The following is a 17,831-nucleotide window of genomic DNA, read 5'->3' as shown; positions in this document are numbered from 1 at the left end:
TGCTCACATGGGCGCATGCCCACCACCTACGTCGCAGGGGTCGACTCCTCCACCCAGGCCACCAAGGTCGTCGTCGTCGATCCCGACGACGGGTCGGTCGTCCGGGAGGCCCGCCGGGCCCACCCGGAGGGCACCGAGGTCGACCCGCGCGCGTGGTGGACGGCGCTGTGCGACGCGCTCTCCGAGGTCGGTACCGACGACGTCGGCGCGATCGCCGTCGCCGGCCAGCAGCACGGGATGGTGCTGTGCGACGCGCGCGGCGAGCCGGTGCGCGACGCGCTGCTGTGGAACGACACGCGCTCGGCCGACGCCGCCCACGACCTGGTCGAGGAACTGGGCGGCCCCGGGGCGTGGGCCGACGCCGTCGGCACGGTGCCGGTCGCGAGCATCACGGCGACGAAGCTGCGCTGGACCGCGCGGGCGGAGCCGGCGAACGCCGAGCGGGCCCGGTCGGTCATGCTCCCCCACGACTGGCTCACCTGGCGCCTGCGCGGCGGGGCCCGGGCCGGGGCCGACCCGACGACCGACCGGGGCGACGCCTCGGGCACCGGCTACTGGTCGCCGCACACCGAGGACTACCGCCCCGACCTGCTGGAACTCGCCTTCGGCCGGACGCTCGACGTGCCCCGCGTGGCCACCCCGGGTGAGGCGGTGGGACGGGGCCACGAGCACGGCCCGGTCCCCGGCGCGGTGGTCGCCCCCGGCACCGGCGACAACATGGGGGCCGCGCTCGCGATCGGCACCGCGCCGGGCGAGCTGATCGTCTCGCTCGGCACCTCCGGCACCGTCTTCGTCGCCGCCGACCGCCCGACCGCCGACCCCTCGGGACTGGTGGCCGGCTTCGCCGACGCGCGCGGCCGCTACCTGCCGTTGGTGTGCACCCTCAATGCCGCGCGCGTGCTCGGGGTCGGCGCGACCCTGCTCGGCGTGGACCCGGACGGCTTCGACGAACTGGCCCTGTCTGCGGAACCCGGCGCCGGGGGGCTGGTGCTCGTGCCCTACCTCGAGGGCGAGCGGACCCCGGACCGGCCGGACGCCACGGGCACGGTCGGCGGCCTGACCATCGCGAACGGCACCCGGGAGAACCTCGCCCGCGCCGTCGTCGAGGGGATGCTCTGCGGTCTCGCCGCCGGGGTGGAGGCGCTGGCCGACGTCGGGGTCGAGGGCTCGCGCGTCCTGCTGATCGGGGGTGGCAGCCGGTCGCGGGCGGTCGCGACGATCGCCCCGGCGGTGTTCGGGCTCGACGTCGAGGTGCTGGCGCCGGCCGAGTACGTGGCGCTGGGGGCGGCGCGGCAGGCGGCGTGGGCGCTGACCGGGGACGAGCCGGACTGGCGGATCGGACGCGACACCGTGGTGGAGGCCACCGACGCCGACCGCGACGCGGCCCGCCACGTGCGGGCGGCCTACGCGAAGATCGCCGGGTGAGCGACCTCCCCCTCGCCCTTCCCCTCGCCGAGGACGACCTCGACCAGGACGGCATCATCGCGCCGGGCGCCATGCGCACGCGGGGCGACGTGCCGCCCAACGTCGTCCTGTGCTTCTTCCCCGAGGTGATGACCGCGCTGGCGGAGCAGCACCCGGAGATCGCGACCCTGCACTCCGAGAACGGACGGTCCGCCGTGCTCGGCGTGCCGCTGCCCGACGGCCGGGTCGTCGCCGTGGCCCACCCGGGCGTCGGTGCGCCGATGGCCGCGGTGACCCTCGAGGAGCTGATCGTGCTCGGCGGCCGTCGGTTCACCGCCGTCGGCGGCGCCGGGGTCCTCGTGCCCGACCTCGTCCTCGGGCACGCGGTGGTGGTCTCCTCGGCCCTGCGCGACGAGGGCACCTCGTTCCACTACCTGGCGCCCGGCCGGGTCGTCGAGGCCGACCCGGCCGGCGTCGAGGCGCTGGTCGCGGCCCTGCACGCGGCGGACGTCGCGCACACGGTCGGCCGCACGTGGACCACCGACGCGGTCTACCGCGAGACCCGCACGCGCACCGACCGACGCCGCGCGGAGGACTGCCTCACCGTCGAGATGGAGGCCTCCGCGCTCATCGCGGTGGCCCGCTTCCGCGGGGTGACGTTCTCCCAGGTGCTGTTCGCGGGCGACTCCCTGGCCGGCGAGCAGTGGGACAGCCGCCGGTGGACGACCGCCGCCCAGGCCCGGGCGGCGCTCGTCGACGTGCTCGTCAGCTCCCGGTGACCAGGGTCAGTCCCAGCGCGTTCAGCACCGGCCGCAGCGGCTGGAAGTAGCTCGTCCCGCCCGTGGTGCAGTCGCCGCTGCCGCCCGAGAGCAGGCCCTGGGCCTGAGCGGTCGCGGGCGCGAGGAACGACCCGCCGGAGTCGCCGGACTCGGCGCACGCGCTGGTCTGGGTCAGGCCCTGCACGGTGACGCCGCCGCCGTAGTTCACGGTGACGTTCTTCGCCTGGATCACGCCGCAGTGGTAGCCCGACGTCGAGCCGGACCGGCACACCCGGGTCCCGACGGGGGCCTCGGTGGCACCGGTGACCGTGGGACCGCCCGCGACCTGCCCGCTGCCCCGCCAGGCCGCCGTGTTGGTCACCTGGATGACGCCGTAGTCGGCGGTCGGCCACGCCGTCCGGCTCACCGGGCCGATCGCCTGCCCGTTCGGTCCGGACCAGGTCGAGGTGTTCCGCGTGCAGTGCCCCGCGGTCAGCAGGTAGGTCGTCGTGCCCCGGCGGGCCGAGAAGCCGTCCGAGCAGCGCAGACCGCTGCGCGTGGTGACGCCGCCGGAGGTCGTCGTGCTGGTCACCGTGGTGATCGCACTGCCACCGACCAGCGGCGCGGCCGCGAGGGGCCGGATCGGCGCGGACATCGGCTGCACGCGGACGGCGGCCGGGTTCTCGTCCGCGGCGAAGTCGGTCGCGGCCTTCGTGACGGGACCGACGACGGCGACGACGGTCTGGTTGGTCGCAGGATCCACGAACCAGGCCGTGACGTTGGCCGGCGCCCGGCCGCGCCGCTCGTCCATCCGTTGCTTCGCCGCCTGTCCGGCGCGGGCCTCGACCGGCGTCGGCCGGTTCGTCGACCCCGGTCCCGACGGCAGGGGTGGTGGCGTGGGCGTCTGCGCGAGGGCCGGGACGGCGAGCGCCAGGACGGCGACGAGGGCCAGGGCCACGGCGGCGCCGACGCGGCGGGTGAGCAGGTGGATGAGGGGCACGCGAGTCCTCCGGGTGGTGCCGAGGGCACGGACGGTGAGCAGTCGTGTACCGGGTGTATCGACTCGCGCGATCCCGCCGTTACTCCGTACGGCCTAATCACCGGCGTGGGTGACCCTACGTCCGTCCTGCCGCCGACGCCCGGGGTCGTCGCCCGGTCGGGTGGCGCCGCACCGCGGTCCCGCCGGAATTGCGCCGGAATCGGATCCTCTGTCCCCGCGATTGTGCGTCGCCTTCCGGCACACACTTCCCGACGGCGGGCGAGGCCCGGTCGGGGCCCTCGGCTATCGTGGCGCCGTGGCCGACCGCTGGGATCCGCGACCCGGCGGTGGAGGGGCTCCACGGCCGTCGGCGCCGTCACGGTGGTCGACCGGGTCCTCCCGCAGCCGTCCCGGCCCCCGCCCGGGCGGGCGCCCCGGGGCCGAGCGCCCGCCCCGTGACGTCCGGCCCCGCCAGGCCGGGCGCTTCGCCGTCGGGCCCGGCTTCCCGTGGCCGCTCGTCGTCGCGGCGTCGCTGGTGGTCACGGCGCTGCTGGCCTGGCTGCTGGGTCTGCGGGGCGGCATCCTCGGGCTGCTCTTCCCGGTCGGCTACCTCGTGGTGTCCCTGCTCGCGGTGTGCGCCGTCCGCGTCGACGGCGTGCTCGTCCCCGCCCTCCAACCCCCCGTCGTCGCCTTCCTCGGGCTGGTCGTCGCGTCGATCGTCCGGGGGGACACGACGAGCACCACCCTGTTCGTGCTGGGCGTGTTCGCGCCGCTCGCACAATTGTTCTGGTGGATGCTCGTCGCACTCGTCGGCAGTGTGCTCCTCGGATTCCTGCGATTCCGCGAGGCCAATCCCGGATTCTCCGTCCTGGGCGCCGTACGCGATGTGAGGAACGCGTGATGGCGGATTCAGATCGCCCCGGTGGATTCCGGATGCCCGGCCGCCGCGACACCCGCCCCGACCCGAAGCCCGCGCCGCCGCCCGCAGGTGCCCCGCGACCCGGTCCCCCGCGTCCGGCCGGCCCGTCACCCGCCGGACCGTCACCCGCCGGACCGTCGCCCGCCGGACCGTCGCCCGCCGGACCGTCGCCCGCCGGACCGTCACCCGCCGGCCCACCGCCCGCCGGAGCGCCCGGCCGACCCGCAGCGCCGTCGCCCGGGCCGGGCCCCTCGGCGCGACCCGCACCGGGACCGGGTTCGCCGGGACCGGGTTCGCCGGGACCGGGTGCGCCCCGACCGGGTGCAGCGCGTCCGGGGGGTCGCGGCCCGTCCGGCCCGCCACCTGGATCGCCCGCAGGTCCGCCGCCCGGTCCGCCCGCCGGCGGCCGACGCCCTGCCCCGACCCCGACCCGCGTCGCTCCCTCGCCCCTCCCCGACGGCCCGGACGGCCGTGACGGGGTCGGGGACGCCCCGTCGTCGGGACGGTCCGGCGGCGTGGCGCTCCTCGAGCGCGTCCGGACGTTCGCCACCACCCGCGTGCTGCTCCTGGTGCTGGCCGCCGCCTCCGTGCTCGTCCTCGTGCTCTCCGGGGGGACGGTGCTGGCCGCGCGCACCTTCGACTCCGGGCTGTCGCGGGTGGACGTCATCTCGACGTCGTTCGGGTCGATCTTCGGCACCGACCAGAACATCCTGCTGGTGGGGCTGGACACACGCACCGACTCGTTCGGCAACCCGTTGCCCAAGGACGTCCTGGCCTCCCTGAACGCCGGCGCGGGCGACTCCGGCGGCGACTCGACCGACACGATCATCGTGCTGCACATCCCCGGGGGCGGCGGTCCCGCCACCGGGTTCTCGATCCCGCGCGACTCCTACGTCGACGTCACGGGCGGGTTCGGCACGCACAAGATCAACTCGGCGTACAGCTACGGCTCGAACGCAGCGCGCCAGGACCTGTCCAAGGACGGCGTGCAGGGCAACGCCCTCGCCGTGCAGGCGGGGGCCGCCGGCGCGCGGACCACGATCGGCGCCGTGGAGGGCCTCACCGGCCTCACCATCACCCACTTCGCCGCGGTCAACCTCGCCGGGTTCGCGCAGATCAGCGAGGCGGTGGGCGGCGTTCCGGTCTGCCTGAACAAGGCCGTGAACGACTCGTTCTCCGGGGCGAAGTTCCCGGCCGGGCAGACGACGGTGTCCGGGCCACAGGCTCTGGCCTTCGTCCGGCAGCGCCACGGCCTGCCCGGCGGTGACCTCGACCGCGCGCGCCGTCAGCAGGTCTTCCTCGCCAGCATGGCGCGCACGGTCCTGTCCTCGGACACGATCACCGACTCGACGAAGCGCAACGCCCTCATCGACGCGGTGGACAAGGCGGTCACGGTCGACCGCCAGCTCGACGTCCTCGACCTCGCCGCGCAGGTCCAGGGGGTGAGCTCGGGGTCGATCGGCTTCCACACGATCCCGATCGTGAACGCCTCCTACGACACCGCCGAGGACGGCGAGGCGGTCAAGGTCGACCCGACGGCGGTGCAGAAGTACATCTCGGACACGATCTCCGACGCCGGCGCGACGACGACGGCGCCGAAGGCGAGCGGTTCGTCGGCGGGGACCTCGGGCGGATCGAACACCGGGGGCTCCTCCCCCGGCAGCGCGGCCCCGAAGACCAGCGCCGCCCCCGCGGTGCCCTCCGAGGACGCCGGGACCGCCGCCCCGACGGTGCCCTGCGTCAACTGATCACTTCAGGACGTTGACCGCCCGCGCCACCACCAGGGCGACGGTCGCGAGCGAGACCGCGGACTGCACGAGCATCGTGAGCTTGGCCCAGCGCGACAGCGGCATGGTGTCGGTCGGGCTGAAGGCGGTGGCGTTGGTGAAGGAGACGTACAGGTAGTCGACGAAGTGCGGCTCCCACTCGGGGTCGAGGTCGGCCGACTGCATCTGCGGGAACCAGAAGTCGGGCAGCGACCGCTCCCCGCACGCCCGCACGGAGGGGCCGCCCCGGTCGAACTGCCAGTACCAGAGGGCGAAGCCGATCACGTTGGTCGCCCAGATCGCGGCGCCGGTCGCGAGCAGGGTGCCGGGGTCGAACCCCGCCGCGCCCCTCGACGAGGTGGTACACGAGCCGGACCGCGGAGAAGCCGTTCGCCACGCTGATCATCGCCGTCAGCACGAGGCTCACCCGGCGCCGCCAGACCGGCTCGGCCTCGAACCGGTTGGCGACCAGCAGGACCGCGAGCACCGCGATCTCGAGGACCGGCAGCAGCCACGAGGAGCCGATCACCACCTCGTCGGGAAGGGTCAACTGCAGTCCCGCGACGACGAGGATCGCCACGGCCACCGGCCAGCGCTGCTCGCCGGTGGTGGCCCGCCGCCAGGCGGGGAGGGTCGGGGTCACGCGGGTCAGTGAACCTCTTCCAGGGCGCGGCCGGTCGTGAGGGGTCCGAGGAGCCCGACGTCGAGACAGAGCAGCACGATGAGCACCGCCGAGCCGCCGAAGACCCACACCGGGCCCGCTGTCGCGAGCAGGGGGACGGCGATGAACGGCAGCACCACCGAGGTGCCGCGGGAGAGCGAGTAGGCGACGCCGGAGGCGGTGGAGCGGATCGCCGTCGGGAAGATCTCGGCCTGGTAGATGTGGAACGAGTTCGAGAAGACGTTGCTCGCCGTCGTGAGCAGGAAGCCCGCGAGCACGATGAGCCAGGGCGCCGCCGCCGCCGCGAAGACGATGCCGAACACCGCGATCGAGAGCGCGGAGGCGATGATCAGGTACTTGCGCTCGAAGCGTTCCACCAGGGGCACCGAGAGCAGCGAGCCGAGCGGGTAGCCGGCGAAGCTGAGGGCGGCGTAGCCGAGGGACTCGGTGATCTCGAAGCCCTTGGACACCAGCACCAGCGGCGCGAGGGTGCCGAACCCGTAGTAGCCGACGGTCTGGAGCACCTGGAAGATCAGGAGCATCACCGTCCGGTTGCGGTAGTCGCGGAACGCGATCCGCAGGACCTCGGTGGTGGTGCGCTCCTGGCCCTGCTGCGGGGCGGCGGCGCGCGGGGGGAGGTCGTCGACCGCCGTCGGGGCCCCGGCCCTCGTCGCGATGTCCCGCACGGTCGCCTCGGCCTCCGCGTACCGGCCGCGGGACTCCAACCAGCGCGGCGACTCGGGCAGGACGCGGCGCATGACGATCACGAACAGCGCCCCGAGCGCGCCGGCGACCAGCAGCCAGCGCCAGCCGTCGATCCCCGCGATCTCCTGCGCCGCGACGAGCTTGCCGCCGAGCAGCGCCGCGACGGGTACCCCGAGGAAGCCGACCGTGTAGGCCCAGGCGATGTAGCGGCCGCGGACCTTCGCGGGCAGGAACTCGGCGAGGTAGGTGTCGACCAGCACCAACTCGCAGCCGAGCCCGATCCCTCCGAGGAACCGGAGGAGCAGGAACACCTCGATGTTCGGGGAGAACGCCGCGAGCAGGCTGAACAGGCTGTAGATCACGAGGTTGAGCAGGAAGACGCGCTTGCGCCCGAGGCGGTCGGCGACCACCGAGAGGACGTTGGCGCCGACGAACATGCCGAGGAACCCGCTCGCGACGACGGCCGCCTTGCCCACCGAGTCCAGCGCGAACTCGCGCGCCAGGATCGGCGCGAGTACCCCGCCGAGGAACACCTCGTAGAGGTCGAAGAACGACCCGATGCCCACGAGCACGACGATCGTGCGGTGCCACCGCGAGAGCGGCAGGCCCTCGAGCGCGGCACTCGCCCCCGCCGTCGGGACGGATCCGGCGTCCGTGGCCATGCCGCGCCTCCCTGCGCTCGGTGCTGAGCGCAAGAAACTACGCCTTCGGGTCAGGCCAGGTCGAACTGCTCCCGGCGTCCGGTCGGGACCAGGTCGACGTAGTCGGGGTGCTTCGCGATCCAGCCCCGGATGAAGGGACAGAACGGCAGGACGGCGAGCTTCCGGGCGCGGGCGTCGTCGAGCGCCGCGCGGGCGAGCCGGCCCGCCAGGCCCTGCCCGGCGAAGGCGTCGTCGACCTCCGTGTGGATGAACGCGATCGTCTCGCCGTCGCCGTGCCGGTCGGAGCGCAGCGCGTACTCGGCGAACCCGGCGACCTGGTCGCCGACGCGGATCTCGTAGCGGTGGCGCTCGGGGACGTCGGTGACGTCGAACTGGTCGGGCATCGTCGGCCTCCTGGGTCATGCTGGCGGGGTGCGACCCTATGTCGATCCGGCGTGCCCGTTCGCGTACCTGGCGCTGCAGTGGCTCGACCGCGCCGGGGCGCCCACCGCGAGACTCACACCAGGCAGGCGAGAGACCCCGCGAACCTGCGCCATGTGCAGCTCGCGGGGCGGGCCGGGCGGGGCCGGACCTCAGACGCTCTCGAGTGCCCGCTCCGAGGGCCGCGGGTCGACGGTCCGCTCGGCCAGGGCGCCGAACACCAGACCGAGCACGCCCCACAGCAGGATCTGCGCCGTCAACGCGTAGACGCGGAACGAGTACAGGACGTCCGGGTCGAAGCCGGGGAACACGATCCGCCCGACCGGGTCGCGCAGTGGCTGCGGCGTCTCGGACACCGCCGGCCCGTACGTGGCCACGTTGGCGGCCAGCTCCCCGAGCGACGGCAGCACGGCCATGAGCACGCCCACCAGCACGACGTAGGCGAGCCCGCCGACGAGCACGGCGTTCCAGGTGCCGAGCCGCTCCCGCAGCGCCCGGACCACGAGCCCGGCCACGACGAGCGCGACCACCGACCCGACCACCATCACCAGGAACAGCGCCGACCGGTCGCCGATCGTCTCGTCGTGCCCCACCGCCGGCGGGTTCGCCGGGTACTTGACGAACGGCGTGGCGTAGAGGGTCAGGAACCCCGCCCCGGCCACGAGGAGCGCCAGGGCCCGGGGCCGCAGCGACACCTTCCCTTGCAGGAGCGTGTAGACCACGGCGAAGAGCAGGCCCAGCGCGACGCCGGCGAGCACCATGCCCACACCGATGCCCCACACGCCCTGGACGGTCCGGCTGAAGATCTCCGGGGCCTCCTCCGGCGGCGCGATCCCGACGGCGGCGTCCAGCGCGGCCTCGGCCTCCCCTCGTTCGGCCTCGTAGTCGATCGCGGCCTGGATCAGCGGCTCGGCGAACAGGAGCGCGAACAGCCAGGCGACGACGTCGCCCGACGCGCCCGCGAGCGCCGCCCGCGGGATGACGGCCCTCGCGTGCATCAGTGGCACGGGAAGCCCAGGAAGTGGCGGGCGTCGTGGACGAACTCGTGCACGACCATCGTGTTGCCGAACAGCGAGGTCGCGCCCTCGTCGAAGCCGACGAAGTAGAAGAGCAGCAGCCCGACGACGAGGGCGCCGATCAGGGAGGGCAGGTTGCCGACCGCGGTGGTCGCGGTGGCACGGGCGCGGGCGGCGCCGGCAGAGGTCACGGGAGGTCTCCTCGGTCTGGGTGGGGTGATCGACGCTAGGACCCCTCGACTCACACCGTCAATACCTCAGCAACCGATGAGATGTGCGGATCACGCCGGGCGCAGCCGCCAGTCCCCCGCCCGCTCGTCCCAGTCCATCCGCACCACGCCCCGGGCCCGCGCGGCCTTGGCGAACGACAGGAAAGAAGCAAAGCCGTAGGTCTTCTCGCTGAAGTCGGCGCGCCGTTTGCGCACCTGGTCCTTCAGCCCCGACAGCGGCACCGTGCCGTCGCGCCGCGCGAGCTCGCCGACCACCTCGGCCAGCAGGCGGAACGCGTCGTCCTCGGCCGGCTCGTCGACCGGGAAGCTCACCTCGGGATCGCCGTGGGCCGACCCCTCCCCCAGCGCCACGATCCGTCGCTCCTGCAGGTGGCGCAGCAGCTCGCCGAACCCGCGGAAGCCGTGCTCGGCCTCGTCGAAGGTCGGGTCCTGGCGCAGCATCGCCCGCTTGAGCCGCGACGCGAGCACCGGCCCGTCCCCCCGTCGCGCGAGGCCCGACAGAGTGCGCGTGACCAGGCGCTCCACCGCCTCCTCGTCCTCGGGCTCCGACGGCTCCTCCTTCCCGACGGCAGGTGCTGCCGCGGGTTCGGGGGCGGGCGCGGGGGGCGTGGTGTCGACGAGCCGGTCGTAGTAGAGGAACTCGTCGCATGCGGGCGGGAGGAGCCGGGAGGTGGAGGACGCCACCCCGATCCCGATCACGCGCTTGTCGAGCTCGCGCAGCTTGTGCACCAGCGGGGTGAAGTCGGAGTCCCCGGTGCCGATGGCGAAGGTCGTGACCCAGGACCGCTCGTAGGCGATCTCGATGGCGTCCACGGCCATCTTGATGTCGGCCGCGTTCTTGCGTGACCCGCCGAGGCGCTGCGGGATGTCGATGAGCTCGACCTGCGCCCGGGCCAGCAGCCGACGGTCCTCGTCGAAGGAGGACCAGTCGGCGTACGCCCGGCGCGCGACGACCCGGCCGCGCACCGCGAGGGCGTCGGCGACCGGGCCGAGGTCGAACGGGGAGACGCCCAGGCCCTCCCGGGCCCCGATCGCGAGGTTCTCGTAGTCCAGGAGCAGGGCGATGCGCTCGTCGCGCTCGTCCGGGGTGGCGGCCATGGGGGCAGCCTCCCAGCCCGGGGCTACGGGACGATCTGCACCTGGTCGTAGACGTTGAGGTAGTCGAAGAACTTCTCCGACGCGTCGTGCGAGAGGTGGACGCAGCCCGCCGAGTCCCGCTGCAGGCTGCCCTCGTGGAAGGCGTCGCCGGGCGCGAAGAACACCGAGTTGTTCATCGGGGCGCCGTCGTACTCCCCGGACTTGTGGTCCTTGTCCTTCCACATCACCGAGAAGGTGCCGGTGGGCGTCTCGTAGCCCTTCCCGCCCGTGGTGATCGGCACGGCGCCGTAGACGATCTTGCCGTGGCCGTCGGTGAGCCACGCCTTCTTGGCCGAGATGTCGACGCACGCCTTCGCGGTCGGCGCGCAGGGGGTCTGACTGCCCGGCGCGGTGGCCGGGGCCGGCGCGGGAGCGGCGGCGGGAGCGGCGATCGCGGGCGCACCCAGCGCCAGCAGGCTCACGCCCACCACGCCGAGGGACCCGGCGCCCACCCGCAGTCGCGCTCCTGCGACACCCGAGGGTGACGACGCGTCCCGGTGGTGACGACCCATGGTGTGGTTCCTTCGCGATCGGTGATGCGGACTGCTCGCACCCTCAACGCCCACGGAGCGGGTCCGTTGCGGTGGGGCGCCAGGAGTCTGCACGCCGAGATCCACTCCCCGCGGCCGGGGACCGGGCCGCTGAGCTGGGCATTCTCACCCAGAGACTGACGAACCGGACGAGCCGTGCCGACCGGTCGAACCGGACGGGACGGCCTCGACCGGGGCGACACGCCGCGGATTCCTGAGAGGTCGCGGTGAATCCCCGCACGGCTCCCGATCGGTTACCGCCGTGTGGGTGTGACGCAGGGCTCAGCTGACGATGCGGAGATCCACCCCGCGGCTGGCCGCGCTCTCGCGCGCGCAGGCCACCACGCGCGTGAGCGCCGGGGGCAGCGGCTCGGCGTCCACGTGCAGTTCGAGGTCGAGGCCCGCACCGGCCGCCCGGTCGAGGGCGCTGTGCAGGCGGCAGCTCAGGGTCGCGGCGTCGGGCAGCGTCCCGCGGGCGTCCACGGGCAGTCCGGGCCTCCGGGGAGCGCGCGTGGGGTCCAGCGTGGGGATCGCCTCGAGCGTCATGGCCGCCTCCTCGCCGTCCGGCGAGAGGAACGCCGGGACGGGGCCCGGCGGCGGTGCCCCCGGGCATAGGAGAGGGGCCTACCCGATCGTGCCCGCCGTCACTCCTGCGGCCGCACGATTCCGACAACCGAGGCAGACCGCCCGCCGGTCCGCGGCCGCGCGCGATCCGGAGCAGACTGCCGGTCGTGTCCATCGACGAGGCCGGACCGTCGCGCACGGACGTGATCGCCGAGCTGACCGGTCCGGGCGGGCCGTTCGAGCTGGCCGGGGCCGTCGTGCGGGGCGTGCCACTACGGGTGCACGTCACCGGACCACAGAGCCTGCGCGAGGCGCACGAGGCGCTCGCGGTCCCCGACGACCGGCTCTTCACCCTGTACGACGGCGAGCGGGTCACCTTCGGCGAGCACCGGGCCCGGGTGGCGACGCTCGCCCGCCGCTTCGCCGCGGCGGGCCTGCGCCCCGGCGACCGGGTGGCGGTCTGCCTGCGCAACTACCCGGAGTGGCCCGCGCTGTGCTGGGCCGCCTGGACCTCCGGGCTGGTGGTGGTCCCCCTCAACGCGTGGTGGCAGGCCGCGGAGCTCGCCCACGCGGTCGCCGACGCCGGGCCGCGCCTCGTCGTGGCCGACGGCGAGCGCAGCGCGGTGCTGCGCGAGGTGACCCCCGACGACGTCGACGTGGTGACGGTGCGCGGGACCGGAGGGACGACGTTCGCGACGTTCCTGGGCGACCCGGCCGACGGCCCGCTGCCCGACCACCGACCGGGCCCCGACGACGACGCCTTCATCCTCTACACGTCCGGCACGACGGGCCGACCCAAGGGCGCGATCGGTACCCACCGGAACCTGCTGACCGACGTGGCCAACCGTGGTCTCCTCGCGACCGCCGGGGCCCGGGTGACCGGCGTCCTGCCGCCCGACCGGCCGGGGATGTTGCTCGCGTTCCCGATGTTCCACGTCGCCGGGCTGTGCGCGATGGTGAACATGACCCTGGCCGGGTCGGTCCTCGCCACCCAGTACCGCTGGGACGCCGTCGAGGCGCTGGATCTCATCGCCGCCGAGGGGCTCACCGGCGTCGCCGGCGTCCCGACCGTCGCGAGCGACCTCCTGCGCGTCGCGGAGGCCACCGGACGACGGGGTGACCTCGCCACCCTCACGAACATCGGCATGGGCGGCGCCCCGATCCCGCCCGAACTCGTGCGCCGGGCGGCGCCCGTCGCGACCCCGGGCAACGGCTACGGGCTGACCGAGACCACCGCCGGCATCGCGTTCAACTCCGGCGACGAGTACGTCGCCGCCCCCGACGCGGTGGGCCGACCGGTGCCGAGCGCGGACGTCCGGGTGGTCGACCCGTCGTCCGGGAACGATCTCGGCGAGGGCGAGGTGGGCGAGCTGTGGTTCCGCGGGCCGAACGTGGTCCGCGGCTACTGGAACGCGCCGGAGGCGACGGCCGCGGCGTTCGTCGACGGCTGGTTCCGCACCGGCGACCTCGGGCGGGTCGACGACGGGGTGATCCGCGTGGTCGACCGGCTCAAGGACGTCGTGATCCGGGGCGGCGAGAACGTCTACTGCGCCGCCGTCGAGGCGGAGCTGCTCGAGGTGGACGGTGTGCTGGACGCCGCCGTCGTCGGCATCCCGCACCCGACCTACGGCGAGGAGGTCGCCGCCGTCGTCGTCCACGCCCCCGGGCACGCGCCCGACGAGGCCGCGCTGCGCGACCGGGTGGCCTCGCGGATCGCGGCGTTCGCCGCCCCGTCGACCATCCGGACGACGACGGACCCGCTGCCCCGCAACGCCGTCGGGAAGGTCCTCAAGCGGGACCTGCGGGAGACGATCACCAGGGCGTGACGCCCTCGCGGGAGAACGACCGACCGGACGGCCCCGCGGTGTCGAGCACGGCGGCGACGAGCGCCTCGGTGCCCTCGTCGAGGGTCTGGTGCCCGCGGTGGCCGTTGAAGTCGGTGGCGGTGAACCCGGGGTTGACGACGGAGACGAGGACCTCGGGGAGCGTCTTCGCGTACATCACCGCGGTCATGTTCAGCGCCGCCTTCGACGACGGGTAGGCCAGGTGGGGCCAGTTCTGCCAGCGGCCGTCGTCCATCAGGGTCAGCGAGCCGAGCTGCGAGGACACCATGACCAGCCGGGGCCGCTGCGCCGCGCGCAGCAGCGGCAGGAAGGCGTGGGTGACGCGGACCGGGCCGACGACGTTGGTCTCGAACACCTGGCGGACCTCGTCCGGACCGGTGTCGGCGGGCGCGGCCTCGCTCCCCGCGATGCCGGCGTTGTTGACGAGGACGTCGAGGGCACCGAAGGACGCCTCGACCTCCTTCACGGCGGCGGCGACGGAGGCGTCGTCGGCGACGTCGAGCGCGATCGGGTGGATGGTCTCCTCGGTGAAGGACGTGGTGTCCGGGTTCCGGACGCCGGCGAGGACGGTGACGCCCTGCGCGGCGAGACGACGGGCGGCGTGAGCGCCGATGCCCCGGGAGGCGCCGGTGATGAGTGCTGTGGTCATGTCGATCACCGTGCGCCCGGTGCCCGGCCCGAGCCAGGGACCCACGGTCCCAGGCACCGCACCCTCCGGGTGGGGGAGGCTGGGGACCGTGAGCGACACCGGAGAACTCGCCGCGGCGCTGCGCCAGTGGCGTGAGCGCCTCACCCCGGCCGACGTGGGCCTGCCCGCGGGCCCGCGGCGGCGCACCCCGGGGCTGCGGCGCGAGGAGGTCGCGCAGCTGGCCGGGGTGTCGGTCGACTACGTCGTCCGGCTCGAGCAGGACCGCGGGCCGCACCCGTCGGAGTCCGTGCTCGGAGCACTCTCCCGCGCGCTCCGGCTGACCCCGGCCGAGACCACCCACCTCTTCACGCTGGCGGGTGTCCCGCTGCCGGGGCCCGAGCGGGTCCGTGACACCGTCCGCCCGTCGGTGCTGCGCCTGCTCGACCGGATGCACGACCTGCCGGCGATGCTCATCGGCGCCCGCGAGGACGTCCTCGCCTGGAACCCGCTGCTCGCCGCCCTGTGGGGCGACGTGTCGGCGGTCCCGCGGGAGCGCCGCAACCTGCTGTGGCTGCAGTTCGCGGGCGAGGTCCGCCTCGCCACCGACGAGCAGGGTGACGACTCCCGGCTGGAGCTCTCGGCGGTCGCGCGGGCCCGGGCCGCGTTGGCCCGCTATCCGCAGGACCGTCGGCTGCGCGGGATCGTCGACGAGCTGTACCGCACTCACCCGCGCTTCGCCGAGCTGTGGGACGCGCGCCCGGTCGAGCACGACCGGGTCGCCCGCAAGCGCTACGACGTCCCGGGGATCGGTCCGATCGTCCTCGACTGCGACGTGCTCGAGGTCCCCCGGGACGACCAGCGCCTGATCGTCTACTCGGCGGCCCCGGGGACCGAGGACGCCGAGAAGCTCGACCTGCTGCGGGTGGTCGGCCTGGAGGTGCTCCGCTAGGCACCTCGGAAGACGGGCTTCTCCTTCGCGACGAAGGCGTCGACCGCGTTGCGGTGGTCCTCGGTGGCCCCCAGCCGGGCCTGCGCCGCCGCCTCGTGCTCCAGGACCTCGCGCAGCGACGACACGGTGCCCATCGCGACGGCCGCCTTGATCTCGGCGAAGGCGAGCGTCGGGCCCGCGGCGAGCCGACGGGCCAGCGCGAGGGCGGCCGCGTCGGTCGCCTCGGGGGTCTCCGCGACCTCCCGGACGATCCCCCAGTCCCGGGCCTGCTCCGCGGTGAAGGTGTCGCCGAGCAGGAGAAGCTCGGTCGCCCGCGAGGAGCCCACGCAATGCGCGAGGGTCCCGGAGAGCCCGGAGTCCCCGCCGAAGCCGATGCCCGCGAACGCCGTCGCGAACTTCGTCCCCGCCGTCGCCACCCGCAGGTCGCAGGCGAGCGCGAAGCCGAGCCCGGCCCCGACCGCCGTGCCGTTGATCGCGCAGACGACGGGCTTGCGCATGGAGCCCAGCGCCATCGCGATGCGGTTGTAGTGCTCGGGGACGGTGGAGAGGGCGTCGGCCCCGATCGCCCCGTCCTCGCCGGAGCGCAGCGCCTCCGCGTGCTCCCGCAGGTCCTGGCCCACGCAGAACGCCTTGCCGGAGGAGGCGAGCACCACCGCGCGCACCGACGGGTCGTCGGCCACGGCCTCCAGCGCGTCGCGCAGGGCGACCTTCAGCTCGAGGGTCAGCGCGTTGCGGTTGTCCGGGCGGTTGAGCCGGACGGTGGTCACCGCCTCCTGGTCGTCGGTCTCGACGAGGACGGGCGGCTCGGCGGCGCTGGTCATGGCAGTGATCGTGACACGTGATTCAGTAGAGGTGTGAGGCCCCACCCCGCCGCGATCACGGTGTTCGTCGCCGTGGTGTGGGTCGTCGGCGTGCTCCTCGCGACCAGCTCGCTGCACGGCACGGGCGCCCGCGACGTGGGCGTCCGCGCCAGTGGCCCGGAGGGCCCGTCGGTCGCCGAGCTCGCCGCCGGGACCTGTGCGCCGACGGTGACCAACCCCGGCGGCACCAACAACTACGTGCCGAAGGCGCCCTGGGCGAACCCCCTCGGGTCCGGCTTCACCGTCACCGGCACCGTCCGCGACGAGGCCTGCCGTCCCGTCCCCGGGGTCCGCATCCAGGTCTGGGCGCAGACCGCGACGGCGAGCGAGCAGCGCAACCGCACATCGGTACGCACCGACGACCAGGGCCGCTACCGGGTCGACACCGACCCCCTCGTCGCGCAGTTCGGGGAGCCCAACGTGCACGTGGGCTACGACGACCCGGGGCCCTGGCGGCGGGTGTTCCTGCGGAACGTCACGCGCGACGGGGACACCGGCGCGCAGGTCGACCTGGTGCTCTCGCCGTGAGGGCGGGCTTCCGGACGACGGGCTTCCTGACGGCGGGAGTGCTCGGCCTCGCGGGCCTCGTCGTCGCGCTGACCTCGTCGCACCTGGCCGGCGCCCCGCTCGTCCTCGTGGTCTCCACGGTGACCGCGGTGCTCGCGGTCGCCGGGCTGGCCGCCCAGCCGTGGCTGGTGCGCGGCCGCGTGCGCGCGCACACCGCCACCGGGCTCGCGGTGCTGGCGCTGGTGGGCGTGCACGTGGTCGCGCTGGTGGTGCTCTCCCCCGACGACGCGCTGTTCGCGATGTCGCCGGACGGGCCCACCCGGGCACGGATGGCGCTGATCTCGCTCGTGCTGCTCGTCGTCGTCGTGCTGCTCGGCCTGGCGCGGCGCCGGCTCGGCTGGTCGGGGCCCACCTTCCGGCTGCTGCACGGCGGGTTCGCCCTGCTCGCCACGGTGCTCGGCATCGGCCACGCCGTGCTCACCGACGGCGCGCTCGAGGGGTGGGGGACGGTCGTCCTCGTGGCCTCGGGCGTGCTGTCGGTGGCGGGGGGTGCGGCCGCGGTCGGCCGGCGGGGTCTCGGGCGACGAACTCTCAGCCGACGGGCGCGAGCGGCTCGGGCATCGGGAACAGGTCCAGCAAGCGCTCCACCGCCGACGCGTCCCCGCTGATCGCCAGCATCCCGTCGGCTACTGCGGAGGCGACCGGGTGGCCCGCGTAGAGCACCGCGGCCCACGCCTCGGGGGCGCCGCTCACGGTCGCGTCCGGTGCCGAGGCCTCACCCCGGACGATGGTGAAGTCCCCACCGCGCAGGGTCGCGACGAAGGGCTGGTCGGCGAACAGGAACTGCACGACCTGCTCGACGCCGTCGGCGTCCTTCCCCGTCGCTCCGCTCGCCCCGGCCCGCTCCGGCGCGAACATCGTGCGCATCGACATCACCAGCGAGTCGACCCCGATGGACTCGGCCTGCGGGAGCGACCGGGCGGCCCACCGCCCGAGGGTCTGGAGCACCGGCTCGAGCTCGTAGCCCCAGTCGGTGAGCTCGTAGACCATGGAGGCGGCGGGCGGGGGCAGCCGGCGGCGACGGAGCACCCCGGCGTCCTCGAGTTCCCGCAGCCGCTGCGAGAGGACGTTCGGGCTCGCGTGCGGCAGGCCGGTCCGCAGGTCGGTGAACCGCTTCGGGCCGAGCATCAGTTCCCGGACGACGAGCAGCGCCCACCGCTCCCCCACGAGGTCGAGACCGTGGGCGGCCGCGCAGCCGTCGAAGTAGTCGCGCCGAGGAGCCATACCGCGAC

The 17,831-nt window shown here is 74.5% G+C and carries 20 protein-coding genes; 8 read left to right on the top strand and 12 right to left on the bottom strand.

Going from position 1 to position 17,831, the window contains the following annotated elements:
* Window positions 1-15 precede the first annotated feature (15 nt).
* Both xylB and BJ983_RS06475 read left to right on the top strand, forming a co-directional pair.
* A complete protein-coding gene (gene xylB, locus BJ983_RS06480) occupies window positions 16-1,425 on the top strand; it encodes a xylulokinase (RefSeq protein WP_179793070.1) in 1,410 nt (469 codons plus the stop codon).
* Window positions 1,422-2,183, top strand: a complete 762-nt coding sequence (locus BJ983_RS06475) for a nucleoside phosphorylase (RefSeq protein ID WP_343053810.1) — start codon at window positions 1,422-1,424, stop codon at window positions 2,181-2,183. The genes xylB and BJ983_RS06475 overlap by 4 nt, the downstream gene beginning before the upstream one ends.
* On the opposite strand, the gene BJ983_RS06470 is transcribed toward BJ983_RS06475, so the two are convergent.
* Window positions 2,170-3,162 (bottom strand): S1 family peptidase, encoded by a 993-nt coding sequence (locus BJ983_RS06470; RefSeq protein WP_179793069.1) that lies wholly within the window; start codon window positions 3,160-3,162, stop codon window positions 2,170-2,172. The two genes, BJ983_RS06475 and BJ983_RS06470, sit on opposite strands and share 14 nt — an antisense overlap.
* Before the next feature lie 295 nt (window positions 3,163-3,457).
* Here BJ983_RS06470 and BJ983_RS06465 point away from each other — a divergent pair, with 295 nt between their 5' ends.
* Together BJ983_RS06465 and BJ983_RS06460 are read left to right on the top strand one after the other, a co-directional pair.
* Window positions 3,458-4,042, top strand: coding sequence for a DUF6542 domain-containing protein (locus BJ983_RS06465; RefSeq protein ID WP_179793068.1), 585 nt, complete (start codon window positions 3,458-3,460; stop codon window positions 4,040-4,042).
* A gap of 533 nt (window positions 4,043-4,575) precedes the next feature.
* Complete coding sequence (locus tag BJ983_RS06460) at window positions 4,576-5,808, top strand: LCP family glycopolymer transferase (protein ID WP_179793067.1); 1,233 nt, start codon at window positions 4,576-4,578, stop codon at window positions 5,806-5,808.
* Here the strand turns inward: BJ983_RS06460 and BJ983_RS30555 are convergent, their stop codons facing one another.
* From BJ983_RS30555 to BJ983_RS06420, 8 genes are all read right to left on the bottom strand, one after another.
* The gene (locus tag BJ983_RS30555) at window positions 5,809-6,111 is read right to left on the bottom strand and encodes a DUF1345 domain-containing protein (protein ID WP_246325542.1); all 303 of its coding nucleotides are present in this window, start codon (window positions 6,109-6,111) and stop codon (window positions 5,809-5,811) included.
* A gap of 363 nt (window positions 6,112-6,474) precedes the next feature.
* Complete coding sequence (locus tag BJ983_RS06450; RefSeq protein ID WP_179793066.1) at window positions 6,475-7,854, bottom strand: MFS transporter; 1,380 nt, start codon at window positions 7,852-7,854, stop codon at window positions 6,475-6,477.
* Between the two features lie 50 nt (window positions 7,855-7,904).
* Window positions 7,905-8,237, bottom strand: a complete 333-nt coding sequence (locus tag BJ983_RS06445) for a GNAT family N-acetyltransferase (protein WP_179793065.1) — start codon at window positions 8,235-8,237, stop codon at window positions 7,905-7,907.
* A gap of 189 nt (window positions 8,238-8,426) precedes the next feature.
* Window positions 8,427-9,272, bottom strand: a complete 846-nt coding sequence (locus tag BJ983_RS06440) for a CbtA family protein (RefSeq protein ID WP_179793064.1) — start codon at window positions 9,270-9,272, stop codon at window positions 8,427-8,429.
* A complete protein-coding gene (locus BJ983_RS32120) occupies window positions 9,272-9,481 on the bottom strand; it encodes a CbtB domain-containing protein (RefSeq protein ID WP_179793063.1) in 210 nt (69 codons plus the stop codon). Before BJ983_RS32120 ends, BJ983_RS06440 begins: the two co-directional genes overlap by 1 nt.
* A gap of 90 nt (window positions 9,482-9,571) precedes the next feature.
* Window positions 9,572-10,618, bottom strand: coding sequence for a PIN domain-containing protein (locus BJ983_RS06430; protein WP_179793062.1), 1,047 nt, complete (start codon window positions 10,616-10,618; stop codon window positions 9,572-9,574).
* A 23-nt stretch (window positions 10,619-10,641) separates the two neighbouring features.
* Window positions 10,642-11,109 carry a L,D-transpeptidase family protein gene (locus BJ983_RS06425; RefSeq protein WP_179793061.1) on the bottom strand — a complete coding sequence of 156 codons (468 nt, stop codon included), beginning with the start codon at window positions 11,107-11,109 and terminating at the stop codon, window positions 10,642-10,644.
* A 360-nt stretch (window positions 11,110-11,469) separates the two neighbouring features.
* The gene (locus BJ983_RS06420; RefSeq protein ID WP_179793060.1) at window positions 11,470-11,733 is read right to left on the bottom strand and encodes a hypothetical protein; all 264 of its coding nucleotides are present in this window, start codon (window positions 11,731-11,733) and stop codon (window positions 11,470-11,472) included.
* A 185-nt stretch (window positions 11,734-11,918) separates the two neighbouring features.
* Here BJ983_RS06420 and BJ983_RS06415 point away from each other — a divergent pair, with 185 nt between their 5' ends.
* Entirely contained in the window at window positions 11,919-13,577 is a 1,659-nt protein-coding gene (locus BJ983_RS06415; protein WP_179793059.1) for an AMP-binding protein, read from the top strand.
* Here the strand turns inward: BJ983_RS06415 and BJ983_RS06410 are convergent.
* Window positions 13,564-14,244, bottom strand: a complete 681-nt coding sequence (locus BJ983_RS06410) for an SDR family NAD(P)-dependent oxidoreductase (RefSeq protein ID WP_179793058.1) — start codon at window positions 14,242-14,244, stop codon at window positions 13,564-13,566. The two genes, BJ983_RS06415 and BJ983_RS06410, sit on opposite strands and share 14 nt — an antisense overlap.
* 88 nt (window positions 14,245-14,332) lie before the next feature.
* Here BJ983_RS06410 and BJ983_RS06405 point away from each other — a divergent pair, with 88 nt between their 5' ends.
* Window positions 14,333-15,172 carry a helix-turn-helix transcriptional regulator gene (locus BJ983_RS06405; protein WP_343053807.1) on the top strand — a complete coding sequence of 280 codons (840 nt, stop codon included), beginning with the start codon at window positions 14,333-14,335 and terminating at the stop codon, window positions 15,170-15,172.
* Here the strand turns inward: BJ983_RS06405 and BJ983_RS06400 are convergent.
* The gene (locus BJ983_RS06400; RefSeq protein WP_179793057.1) at window positions 15,169-15,993 is read right to left on the bottom strand and encodes an enoyl-CoA hydratase/isomerase family protein; all 825 of its coding nucleotides are present in this window, start codon (window positions 15,991-15,993) and stop codon (window positions 15,169-15,171) included. The genes BJ983_RS06405 and BJ983_RS06400 overlap by 4 nt on opposite strands.
* A gap of 33 nt (window positions 15,994-16,026) precedes the next feature.
* Between BJ983_RS06400 and BJ983_RS06395 the strand changes: the two genes are divergently transcribed.
* Both BJ983_RS06395 and BJ983_RS06390 read left to right on the top strand, forming a co-directional pair.
* Window positions 16,027-16,560 (top strand): twin-arginine translocation pathway signal, encoded by a 534-nt coding sequence (locus tag BJ983_RS06395; protein WP_179793056.1) that lies wholly within the window; start codon window positions 16,027-16,029, stop codon window positions 16,558-16,560.
* The gene (locus BJ983_RS06390; protein ID WP_179793055.1) at window positions 16,557-17,207 is read left to right on the top strand and encodes a hypothetical protein; all 651 of its coding nucleotides are present in this window, start codon (window positions 16,557-16,559) and stop codon (window positions 17,205-17,207) included. Before BJ983_RS06395 ends, BJ983_RS06390 begins: the two co-directional genes overlap by 4 nt.
* On the opposite strand, the gene BJ983_RS06385 is transcribed toward BJ983_RS06390, so the two are convergent.
* Complete coding sequence (locus BJ983_RS06385; RefSeq protein WP_179793054.1) at window positions 17,131-17,823, bottom strand: winged helix-turn-helix transcriptional regulator; 693 nt, start codon at window positions 17,821-17,823, stop codon at window positions 17,131-17,133. The genes BJ983_RS06390 and BJ983_RS06385 overlap by 77 nt on opposite strands.
* Between the last annotated feature and the right edge of the window lie 8 nt (window positions 17,824-17,831).

Origin of the sequence: Actinomycetospora corticicola (genome assembly GCF_013409505.1) — a bacterium.
Classification (GTDB): Bacteria; Actinomycetota; Actinomycetes; order Mycobacteriales; family Pseudonocardiaceae; genus Actinomycetospora; species Actinomycetospora corticicola.
This window is presented reverse-complemented; position numbering and strand designations above follow the sequence as displayed.

Excerpts from the sequence above, each read along its gene's own strand:
- xylB (WP_179793070.1), top strand. The coding sequence starts at position 16 with ATGCCCACCACCTACGTCGCAGGGGTCGACTCCTCCACCCAGGCCACC.
- BJ983_RS06450 (WP_179793066.1), bottom strand. The coding sequence starts at position 7,854 with ATGGCCACGGACGCCGGATCCGTCCCGACGGCGGGGGCGAGTGCCGCG.
- BJ983_RS06445 (WP_179793065.1), bottom strand. The coding sequence starts at position 8,237 with ATGCCCGACCAGTTCGACGTCACCGACGTCCCCGAGCGCCACCGCTAC.
- BJ983_RS06440 (WP_179793064.1), bottom strand. The coding sequence starts at position 9,272 with ATGCACGCGAGGGCCGTCATCCCGCGGGCGGCGCTCGCGGGCGCGTCG.
- BJ983_RS06430 (WP_179793062.1), bottom strand. The coding sequence starts at position 10,618 with ATGGCCGCCACCCCGGACGAGCGCGACGAGCGCATCGCCCTGCTCCTG.
- BJ983_RS06420 (WP_179793060.1), bottom strand. The coding sequence starts at position 11,733 with ATGACGCTCGAGGCGATCCCCACGCTGGACCCCACGCGCGCTCCCCGG.
- BJ983_RS06410 (WP_179793058.1), bottom strand. The coding sequence starts at position 14,244 with ATGACCACAGCACTCATCACCGGCGCCTCCCGGGGCATCGGCGCTCAC.
- BJ983_RS06400 (WP_179793057.1), bottom strand. The coding sequence starts at position 15,993 with ATGACCAGCGCCGCCGAGCCGCCCGTCCTCGTCGAGACCGACGACCAG.
- BJ983_RS06385 (WP_179793054.1), bottom strand. The coding sequence starts at position 17,823 with ATGGCTCCTCGGCGCGACTACTTCGACGGCTGCGCGGCCGCCCACGGT.